At 66.3% G+C, this 10716-nt stretch carries 8 protein-coding genes; 3 read left to right on the top strand and 5 right to left on the bottom strand.

Translation table 11 applies throughout. The annotated features are described in order from the left end of the window. Positions 1 to 489, top strand: a 489-nt coding sequence (gene gspM / locus ACE039_RS04255; RefSeq protein ID WP_485821747.1) for a type II secretion system protein GspM, incomplete at its 5' end; no start/stop codon positions are given. Continuing rightward, a complete protein-coding gene (gspN, locus tag ACE039_RS04250) occupies positions 489 to 1247 on the top strand; it encodes a type II secretion system protein N (protein ID WP_485821746.1) in 759 nt (252 codons plus the stop codon). The genes gspM and gspN, both read left to right, overlap by 1 nt. Before the next feature lie 101 nt (positions 1248 to 1348). Here the strand turns inward: gspN and gspE are convergent, their stop codons facing one another. Further along, on the bottom strand, positions 1349 to 2776 hold the full coding sequence (gene gspE / locus ACE039_RS04245) for a type II secretion system ATPase GspE (RefSeq protein WP_105560121.1): 1428 nt from the start codon (positions 2774 to 2776) through the stop codon (positions 1349 to 1351). Beyond that, positions 2773 to 5160 carry a type II secretion system secretin GspD gene (gene gspD, locus ACE039_RS04240; protein ID WP_332009351.1) on the bottom strand — a complete coding sequence of 796 codons (2388 nt, stop codon included), beginning with the start codon at positions 5158 to 5160 and terminating at the stop codon, positions 2773 to 2775. Before gspD ends, gspE begins: the two co-directional genes overlap by 4 nt. A 177-nt stretch (positions 5161 to 5337) precedes the next feature. Between gspD and gspF the strand changes: the two genes are divergently transcribed. Further along, positions 5338 to 6543, top strand: a complete 1206-nt coding sequence (gene gspF / locus ACE039_RS04235; protein ID WP_485821745.1) for a type II secretion system inner membrane protein GspF — start codon at positions 5338 to 5340, stop codon at positions 6541 to 6543. Positions 6544 to 6677: 134 nt separating this feature from the next. Here gspF and ACE039_RS04230 read toward each other — a convergent pair whose 3' ends face one another. The 3 genes from ACE039_RS04230 to ACE039_RS04220 all read right to left on the bottom strand — a co-directional run bounded on the left by ACE039_RS04230 (position 6678) and on the right by ACE039_RS04220 (position 10639). Further along, positions 6678 to 7016: a P-II family nitrogen regulator gene (locus ACE039_RS04230; protein ID WP_006218942.1), complete on the bottom strand. Its 339-nt coding sequence runs from the start codon at positions 7014 to 7016 to the stop codon at positions 6678 to 6680. Between the two features lie 118 nt (positions 7017 to 7134). Then, positions 7135 to 9201, bottom strand: a complete 2067-nt coding sequence (locus ACE039_RS04225; protein WP_485821744.1) for an NAD(+) synthase — start codon at positions 9199 to 9201, stop codon at positions 7135 to 7137. 73 nt (positions 9202 to 9274) lie between these two features. Further along, positions 9275 to 10639: a mechanosensitive ion channel family protein gene (locus ACE039_RS04220; RefSeq protein WP_448709266.1), complete on the bottom strand. Its 1365-nt coding sequence runs from the start codon at positions 10637 to 10639 to the stop codon at positions 9275 to 9277. Between the last annotated feature and the right edge of the window lie 77 nt (positions 10640 to 10716).

The raw sequence follows: 10716 nt of genomic DNA, 5'->3' as shown, positions 1-10716 counted from the left end.
CCGCGCCAACGCCGGCTGGTCACGGGCGCGGCCGCGCTGTTAGGCGCGGCCATTGCCTTCGTCGTCTTCATCGAGCCGCCTTTGAACACCGTGCGCAAGCTGCAAGCGGAATTGCCAGCGCTGCGCACCCAGGCCGCCAGCGTCGCCGACCTGACATCGCAGGCGCGGTCGTTGCGCCAACGCTCGGCTACCCCGGCCGCCAGCATGCCTACCCCGGCGGAACTGGGCGCCAGCCTGGAACGCGGCGGCCTGCCGGCGGGCATGTGGACGCTGGGCCAACCGGAATCCGGCAGCGGTGTACGGCTGGAACTGAACCAGGCGCCATCATCGGCGCTGCTGCGCTGGCTGGAAGGGGCGGGCCGCGATTGGGGCCTGGCCACGCAAAAGGTCGAACTGACCCGCGCCGCCAACCCCAACGGCCGGCCACTCCCCGGTCTGGTCAACGGCCAGGTGACGCTGGCCCTGCCGGACAAGGCGGGGGCCCGCTGATGCCGCTGCCCCGTATCAACAAACGCGCTGCCGCCCTGCTGCTGGCCAGCGGTGCCTGTGCGCTGGCCGCCGCCATCAGCGTGCTGCCGGCGCGCTGGTTGCTGGCCTTGCAGCCCGACCCTTCGTTGGTGACGCTGGCCGACGCCAGCGGCACCTTATGGCAAGGCAGCGCCTGGATCGCGCTAGGCGCGCAGGGATCGCGGCGCGTTTTGCCGCAAGCCGTGCAATGGCGATGGCGCTGGGACACGATGGCTCTGGAGGTCTCGCATCCGTGGCTGCAAGGCCCGCTGCGCGCCCGCGTGAGCTGGACCGGCATCTCATTGCCGGCGCAGTCCCTGCGCGTGCCGGCGTCCGTCTTGGCCGCCCTGGGCGCGCCGTGGAACACGTTGGCGCCCGAAGGCATGCTCGAGATCAGCTGGCAGGCATTGCGCCTGGGCACCCCCCTGCCGTCCGGTCCGATCGCCGATTTGCGCTGGCGCAATGCCGGTACGGCATTGACCTCCGTGGCGCCGGTGGGCACCTACCTGCTGCGGCTGCAAGGCACCGGCAAACCGGGCGCCGCCCTTCTCCTCAGCACCGAAAACGGCGTGCTGGCGGTGTCCGGACAGGGCAGCGTGACGGCGCGCGGCGTCAATTTCGAAGGCCAGGCCACGTTCGCGCCTTCGGCGACGCAAGCGCAACGCGCCGCCCTGGACGGACTGATGTCCACCCTGGGGCGGCGCACGAAAGATACGGTGGTGTTCGGCACCGGCAAGTAGCGTCGACCGGCGCCTGGCCGCGCGCGTGGCGCGGGCGCCAGAGCCTCCAGATTCCGGGCGCCGACTTGCCGCCGGCGCCACCCGCTACGCCATGCCAGGCATCATGCGTCGCGCGTCACGCGCACGATTTCCTCGGGCGCCGTCTGCCCCCCATCGACCCAGCGCTGGCCGTCCTGCCGCATGGTGCGCATGCCCGCCGCCACCGCGGCCAGGCGCAATTCGCGTTCGTCGCGCCCCTCGTGGATCAGGCGCCGGGCCTCGTCGTCCACCGTGAATAGCTCGTGGATGCCCGAGCGCCCGCTGTAGCCCGTGTGGTTGCAGGCCGGACATCCGACCGGGTGGAACACCTGTTTGCCATCCAGCATGGCGGGCTTCTTGCATTCCGGGCAAAGCTTGCGCACCAGACGTTGCGCCAGCACGCCAAGCAGGGACGACGCCAGCAGGAAGGGTTCGACGCCCATGTCCGTCAGGCGCGTCACCGCCGACACGGCATCGTTGGTGTGCAGCGTGGCCAGCACCAGATGGCCCGTCAGCGACGCCTGCACGGCAATCTGCGCCGTCTCAAGATCGCGGATCTCGCCAATCATGATCACGTCGGGATCCTGGCGCAGGATGGCGCGCAACGCCAGCGCGAAACTCATGTCTATCTTGGCGTTGACCTGGGTCTGGCTGATGCCGTTAAGGTCGTACTCAATCGGGTCTTCGACCGTCAGGATGTTGCTGGTGGCGGCGTCCAGCCGACTCAGTGCGGCGTAGAGCGTGGTGGTCTTGCCGCTGCCTGTCGGGCCGGTCACCAGCACGATGCCGTGCGGCTGGCGGATCAGGCGATCCAGTTGGGCCAGCACCTCGGGGCACATGCCCAGCCGCTCCAGCTGCAGCCGCCCCGCCTCCTTGTCCAGCAAGCGCAGCACGGCGCGTTCGCCATGCCCGGTCGGCAACGTGGATACCCGCACGTCGATCGGCCTTCCCCCCACGCGCAGCGCGATGCGGCCGTCCTGCGGCAAGCGCTTTTCGGCGATGTCCAGATGCGCCATGATCTTGATGCGCGAAATCAGCGCGGCGTGCAACGCCTTGCGTGGCGACACCACGTCACGCAAGGTGCCGTCCACGCGGTAGCGCACCACCGAATGCGTCTCGAAAGGTTCGATATGGATATCGCTGGCGCCATCGCGCGCCGCTTGCGCGAACAGCGCGTTGATCATGCGGATCACGGGCGCGTCGTCTTGCGCTTCCAGCAGGTCCGCCACTTCCGGCATGTCCTGCAGCAGCCGGTCCAGGTCGATCTCGTTCTCGGCCACGCCCATGACGGATGCGGCGTCCTCGGAATGGCTGTAGGCCGCCGTCAGCAAGGTTTCCAGCGCTTCGTCGGCCACCTGCGTCAAGGCGATATCGCCGTGGCACCGCCGGATCTCGCGCACCGCCCATTCCGGGGTACGCGGGCTGACCGTCAACTGCACCTGCCCCGCGCGCAGCGACAGCACGGCGCGCTGCGCGCGCGCCCAGGCATAGGGCAAGGGATGCGCGCTCATAGCAGCGACTCGGGGTCCACTGCCACGCCCATTGTGAGCGACCGCGACACGCGAAACGCCGTCGATGCATCGCGCTGGGGCGCCATGCCCGGAACCTGCCGGACGGCAAAGGACTCAACGGTGGCGGGCGGCGGGCGGCGCATCGTGGCCGCCTGCTGTTCGGGCCGCAGGTCGTAAGCATTGTTGGACACCGACGGCGGGGAGCCCGCCGCGGGCAGCATCGGCGCCTGCATGTCCGGCAGCGCCCAATGATTGGCAGGCTGCGCCACACCTTGCGCGCGGCGCATGTAGTCGTAGCGGTCCATGGTGACGCTGGCGCTGCGGTTCGAATCGCGCACGACATAGGGCCGCAAGAAGACCATCAGGTTGGTCTTGGTGCGTGTGCGCGAATCGTAGCGAAACAGCGAACCGATCACGGGCAGCGAACTCAGGCCCGGCACGGCGTTGGTGGTCAGCGTTACGTTATCTTCCAGCAGGCCCCCCAGCACGATGATCTGGCCGTCGTCGATCAGCACGCTGGTGTCAATGGCGCGCTTGTTGGTCACGATGCCGGTGGTGGAGTTCGAACGGCTTTCGTCGATGCTGCTGACTTCCTGATAGATGTCCAGCTTGACCGCGCCGCCTTCCGATATCTGCGGCCGGATGTTCAGCTTCAGGCCGACATCCTCGCGTTCGATCGTCTGGAACGGATTGGAACTGCCATTGCTGCCCGAGGTCACGTATTGGCCCGTCACGAACGGCACGGTCTTGCCCACGAGGATGCTGGCGGACTGGTTGTCCAGCGTCAGCAGGTTCGGCGTGGACAGGATGTTGGCTTCGCCCGAATTCTGCATGGCGCGCGCCAGCACGCCCAGGTTGATGACCTCGTTGCCCAGCACGTCCACGGTGCCCTTCACCACGCCCAGGCTCAAGCCGCCGCCCAGCGCGTCGATGGACGTCGGGCCCGAACCGGTGATGCCGCTGCCCCCAAGATTGGTGCCACCGATGAAGCTGGTGCCGCCGCTGTTGATGTTGCCCGCGCCCGTCATCCACTGGATGCCGAATTCCGCCGCTTTCTGTTCGCTGACTTCGACGATCAGGCTTTCCACCAGCACTTGCGCACGCCGCTGGTCCAGTTGGTCGATCACTTCACGCAGGCTGCGATACAGCGGTTCCGGCGCTGAAATGATCAGCGAGTTGGTCGCCGGATCCGCCTGGATGGTGGCGCCGCCTGCGGAATACGAGACCGCCTGCGTGCTGTTGTCTTCGCGGGCGATGCGCTCCTGCTCGCCCGACAAGCCCCCCTTGGACGATCCCGACATGCCCTGCCCCATCTGGCTGCCGGCGTTGGCCGCGGTGTTCTGCGGGCGGGCGCCGCCTTGGGCTGCCCCCGTGGGCCCCGACGCGCCGCCGGCAGCGCCATTGGCGCCATTGGCGCCCGGCGCGGCATTCGCCTGGCCGGTCAACAAGCCGCCCAGCACTTCGGCGATGCGCGTGGCCTGCGCGTTGCGCATATAGACCACATGCAGATTGCCGGCCCGATTCTGCTGCGCGTCCAGTTTCAGAATCAGATCGCGGGCCAGCCGCGTGCGCGCCGGGCTGCCGGAACGCACCAGCACGCTGTTGCTGCGCGGATCCGCCACGACGGCAATGCGCTGCGTGGGGTCGCTGCTTTGCGTATCCAGCAACTGCGACGCCAGGATGGCGATGTCGGTCGCGATGCCCGATCGCACGGGCACCACGTCCGTGTCGATTGAACTGGGCACGTCGATGCGCGCGATGACTTGCGCGATTCGTTCCAGGTTGTCCGCGTAGTCCGTCACCACCAGCGTGTTGTTGCCGGGGTAGGCGTTGATGGGGTTGTTCGGCGGCACCATGGGCCGCAGCACCGGCACCAGGTTCGCGGCGTTCTCGTATTTCAACGGGAACACGCGAGTCAGCATTTCGCCGCTGCTGCTGCCTTTGGCGAACGCCGCCACCGGCACCGGCCCGCGTGCCGCACCGCCGGCAGGCGCGCCCGGCGCGGGCGCAGCGGGCCGTGTGTTGCCCACCACTGCGCTGCCTTGCAGCTTGGCATCGGCCTCGGGAACCACGCGCGTCACGCCATCGACATCGACGATCGCGAAACCCTGCAAACGCAGCGCGCCCGTCAGCATGGCCAGCGCCTGTCCGCTATCGACGGGCCGGTCCGACACCAGCGTGAGCTTTCCCTTGACGCGGGGATCCACCAGAAAATTCCGATGCGTGAACAGCGACAGCGCGCGCAACACGGCGGGAATATCGGTGTCGACGAAATTCAGGCTGACACGGTTGTCTGCCTGTTGGGCGTGGGCCGTGCCGAGTGCCGGTCCGATTTGGCTTGCTGCGAGCAAGACCGCAAGGCTGAACTGCGCGAGATGACGCATGACGAGATAGGTGCCTGAGACGTGAAATCGTGTGAAAAAACGTGAAAGCGCGTCGGAGTATACGGGGTGACAGTGCAACACTACGGTCATATTTGACATGCAACATACTGGCTGGAAACCCTTTAAATTCGGGGCTCTTGCACGTTTCGCATTCGTGTGTGGCCCCTGCCTTTCACTATGCCTTCCTTCCGTTACGAAGCCACCGACGCGCTTGGAAAAATCGTGCGCGGCACGATCGATGCCGACTCCGAGCGTGGGGCCCGCAACCAGTTGCGTGGCCGTGGGCTGTTGCCGTTGTCGACGTCACTGGCGGCGCGTGCGCAAGGGTTGGGCGCCAGCCTGCGCACCCGTCTGTCCGACGCCGACCTGGCGTGGCTGACGCGTCAGCTGGCCAGCCTGCTGGCCGCGCGGCTGCCGTTGGATGCCGCGCTGTCCGCAACGCTGGAGCAGGCAGAAAAGAAGCACATCGCCGCCACGCTGGGCGGCGTGCGCGATGACGTGCGCGCCGGCCACCGGCTGTCGACCGCGTTGGCGGCGCGACCGCGCGACTTTCCCGAGATCTACCGCGCGCTGATCGGCGCGGGCGAAGAGTCCGGCGATCTGGCGCAGGTCATGGAAAAGCTGGCGGACTACATCGAAGAACGCAACACGTTGCGCAGCAAGGTGATGACGGCGTTCATCTACCCTGCGGTCGTGGGCAGCGTGTCGGTCATCATCGTGATCTTCCTGCTGGGCTATGTGGTGCCGCAGGTGGTGTCCGCCTTCAACCACGCCAAGCAGCAGCTTCCGTTGCTGACCCGCGTGATGCTGGGCTTGTCCGACTATGTGCGCGAATGGGGCATGGCAACAGGCGTGGCGCTGGTGGCGCTGATCGCGTTGTGGCGCTATACCTTGCGGGCGCCGGCGGCGCGGCGCGCGTGGCACGCGCGTGTGTTGCGGCTGCCGCTGGCGGGACGTTTCGTGCTGGGGGTGAACGCGGCGCGCTTCGCGTCCACGCTGGCAATCCTGTGCGGCAGCGGCGTGGCCTTGCTGACCGCGCTGGATGCCGCCCGCCGCACATTAAGCAACGACGTGCTGCGCCAGGCCGTGGACGAAGCGTCGGCGCGCGTGCGCGAAGGCGCGGCCCTGTCGGCGTCGCTGGGCGCGCAAAAAGTGTTTCCGTCGCTACTGGTGCACCTGATCGCCAGCGGCGAAAAGACCGGCCGCCTGCCCGAGTTGCTGGATCGCGGCGCGCAGAACCTGTCGCGCGACCTGGAACGGCGCGCGATGGCGATGACGGCGTTGCTGGAACCGGCGCTGATCCTGCTGATGGGGGGATTCGTGCTGCTGATCGTGCTGGCGGTGATGATGCCGATTCTTGAGATGAACCAGCTGATCCGCTAGGGGAATTAGCGCTTTAACCTATGTGCGCATGCGGCCCGACAAGATTGCCCCGAAGACGGCTGCACCAAAAAGGGCCGTCCCGCGTTCGTTGGGCCGGCCCCTGGAGTACTTGCTGCCTTATCGACAGGCGAAGCTCACAACGCCTCTTCGTCGCTTTCGCCGGTGCGGATGCGAATGGCTTGTTCGACCGGGCTGACGAAAATCTTGCCGTCGCCGATCTTGCCGGTGCGCGCAGCCTTGACCACGGCTTCAATGGCGGCTTCCACCTGATCATCGGGCAGCACGACTTCAACGCGGATCTTGGGCAGGAAGTCCACGACGTATTCCGCGCCACGGTAGAGCTCGGTATGGCCTTTTTGACGGCCAAAACCCTTGACCTCGGTCACGGTCAAGCCGCTGACGCCGACTTCGGCCAGCGCTTCGCGGACTTCGTCGAGCTTGAAGGGTTTGATGATGGCGGTGACTTGTTTCACGTTGGTCGTCCTGGGTTTTTGATCTGTTGCGGCGCCCTGCCGTACCGTCCCGGCAGGCAAGGCGCAATGAATAAGAGAATACCACCGGCGTCGCGCCGCAGTAGCGGGAGAACCCGTATCAGGCGTCCGGGGCCGCGTCCGGAATGCGCTCGGCGTCGCGCAGCCACACCACTGACTCGGAATCGCTGGGCGCCCGCCAGTCGCCGCGCGGCGACAGCGAACCACCCGATCCGACCTTGGGCGCGTTCGGCACGCAGGTGCGCTTGAACTGGCTTGTGCGGAAGAACCGATCCAGGAAGATCTTCAGGTTGCGCTTGATGGCGGCCAGATCGTACTGGTTGCGGACCACGTGGCCGGCGTCGGGCCAGGCGCCGGCATCACGGTCGCGCCAGGCCGCCAGCGACAGGAACGCCACCTTCGTCGGCGAGAAACCGTAGCGCAGCGTGTAATACAGGTTGAAGTCCTGCAGCTCGTAAGGGCCGATGGACGCTTCGCTTTTCTGCACCGGCTTGTCGTCGTCGCCCCCAGGCACCAATTCGGGGCTGACGTCCGTGCCCAGCACGTCCAGCAGCACCTCGGCGCCCTCGCCGCCCAGGCGGCCGGACTCGGCCACCCAGCGCACCAGATGCGTGATCAGTGTCTTCGGCACGCTGGCATTGACGCTGTAGTGCGACATGTGGTCGCCCACGCCGTACGTGCACCAGCCTAGTGCAAGTTCGCTCAGGTCGCCCGTGCCGATGACGATGGCGTTGCTGAAGTTGGCCAGGCGGAACAGATGGTTGGTGCGCTCGCCTGCCTGCACGTTCTCGAACGTGATGTCGTAGACCGGTTTGCCTTCCGCATAGGGGTGGCCCAGGTCTTTCAGCATCTGCAGGCAGCTGGGGCGGATGTCGATTTCAGAAGCCGTGCAGCCCACCACGGCCATCAGCCGGCGCGCCTGCTGCAGCGTGCGGGTGCTGGTGGCGAAGCCCGGCATGGTGACGGCCAGGATGTTCGACCGCGGCAAGCCCAGCGTATCCATGGCCTGGGCGCATACCAGCAAGGCATGGGTGGAATCCAGCCCGCCGGAAATGCCGATGACGACCTTCGACATCTTACTGGCCGACAGGCGCTGCGCCAGCGCCTGCACCTGGATGTTGTAGACCTCTTTGCAGCGGGCGTCCCGGCGCTGCGGATCGGCCGGCACATAGGGGAAACGCGCCACGCGGCGCTCAAGGGGCAGTTCGGCGTCGTCCAACGGCGGGTTCACCGGCACCGGCACGGTGCGGAACCGGCGCACCTCGTTCTGGTGGCGGCGGACCGACTGGCCAAACGTGGTCTGGCGCATGCGCTCGCGCGACAGGCGGTCCAGGTCCACGTCCGAGAAAAGCAGGTGGGAATGGTTCAGGAAGCGTTCGGATTCGCCCAGCAGTTCGCCGTTTTCGTAAATCAGCGCCTGGCCGTCCCAAGCCAGGTCGGTGGACGATTCGCCACGCCCCGCCGACGTGTACATATAGGCGGACAGGCAACGGGCAGACTGCTGCGCCACCAATTGGTGCCGGTATTCCGACTTGCCGACGACGATGTTCGAGGCGGACAGGTTCACCAGCACGGTGGCGCCGGCCAGCGCGGCGAACGAGGACGGCGGGATGGGCACCCAGACGTCTTCGCAGATTTCAACGTGGAACTGGAACAGCGGCAGCTTTTCCATCTGGAAGAGCAGCTCGGGCCCGAAAGGCACCGTTTCGCCCAGCAGCCGGATTTCGGTCGCGGCGGCGCAATCGGCGGCGCTGAACTGGCGGGCTTCGTAGAATTCGCCGTAGTTGGGCAGGTAGCTCTTGGGCACCACGCCCAGCACGCGTCCGCCCGCGGCCACCACCGCGCAATTGAACAACTGGTGCGAAACGCGCAACGGCGCGCCGACGATGACGGCAATATCCAGTTCGGCCGTGGCTTGCACCACCTGGGCCAACGCTGCCTCGCATTCGTCCAGCAAGGCCTTCTGGTGGAACAGGTCGTCGCAGGTATAGGCCGACAGGCCCAGTTCGGGAAACGCCACCAGCACGGCGCCGCCCTGGGCAGCCTGCTGCGCCAGCTCGATGGTTTGCGCGGCGTTGAATGCCGGATCGGCGACCCGGCATTCGGGCACGCCGACCGCCACCCGGGCGAAGCCGTGGGAATACAGGTTGAAGAACGGGTTCGACATCGGGGTGATCGCCTGGGTCAATGATGACTAAGTTCCAACCGCCCCATTATCTCACGGCGCTTCCAGCCGCCGCCTAGCTGGGCATTTTGCCGTCGGTCAGCCCGCGCTCAAGCGGCATGGCGTCGATCGGCGGGGCCAGGGCCTGCCGGTCGCGCTCGCCCGCCAAGGCGGCTTGAACGGCACCCTCGCGCAAATAGCTGCCCATTGCGCCGATATCGGCCCCGGACGGCTGCTGATACAGGCGCAGGCCCAATTCCGGCAGGATGGCCAGCAGGTGGTCGAAGATATCGCCCTGAATCCGCTCGTACTCCACCCAGGCCGTCACCGCCGTGAAGCAATAGACCTCGACCGGAATGCCGTCAGAGGTGGGCTCCATCATGCGGACCATCATCGCCATGTCCTGGCGGACTTCCTTGTTCTGTTTCAGGAACGCCAGTCCATAGGCGCGGAACGTGCCGATGTTGGTCAGGCGCCGACGGTTTGCCGGCACGCTGGCCAGTTCGCCCATCGTCTGGTTCGCCTGAGCGATGTCCTGGGTCTTGGCTTGAAGATAGTCGTGCAGCAGGCGAAAACGCATCAGCCGCTGGGCTTCGTCGTCGGTCAGGAAGCGCACGCTGGAAGCATCGATCCGCAGGGTGCGCTTGATGCGCCGGCCGCCGGATTCGAACATGTGGCGGTAGTTGCGGTAGCTTTCCGAAAAAAGCTTGTAGGTCGGCACCGTGGTAACGGTGTTGTCCCAGTTCTGTACCTTGACGGTATGCAGCGCGATATCCTTGACGAAGCCGTCGGCGTTCGATTGCGGCATTTCGATCCAGTCGCCGATGCGCAGCATATCGTTGCTGGTCAGCTGCGTGCTGGCCACCAGCGACAGCAGCGTGTCCTTGAACACCAGCAACAGCACCGCCGACAACGCGCCCAGGCCCGAGATCATCCATAGCGGCGAGCGGTCGATCAGGATGGACAGCACCAAAACGGTGCATACCGCCATCAGGATCAACTTGCCGATCTGGATATAGCCCTTGATGGACCGGGTTTGCGCCCGCGTCGTGGCCGAATAGGTGTCCTGCCAGGCGCTCAACACGCCCGAGAATGCGACGAACACGCAGATCCAGGCACCAGCATGCGCCAGCCGGCCGACGATGGTCACCGCCTTTTCCACGTGAGGCACCAGGTCGATGCCCAGCGACACCACCGCGAAAGGCACCGCGTACCAAAGGTTCTGATAGGCGCGGCGGCGCTGCAAGGCCTGGTCCCAGTCTCCGCGGCCGCTCAGCACCAGCACGCGGTGCGCCAACAGCAGCACCACCCTGGCGACGACCCATTGGACGAACAGCGCCGTCAGAATCAGCACGCCGATGCCGACCAGCGTCTGCGCCCAGGCCTCGCGCGGCATGTGGGTATCAAGTTGGGTAACCAGTTCTTCCCATTCCAGGGGCATATGTCGTGTACTCGCTTTAAGTTCTTGAAACTGACTGTGGATTATCCGACAAGTCGCGGCGGGGCGAGGTCCCGGCA

It is taken from the genome of Achromobacter maghribensis, assembly GCF_057334215.1.
This window is presented reverse-complemented; position numbering and strand designations above follow the sequence as displayed.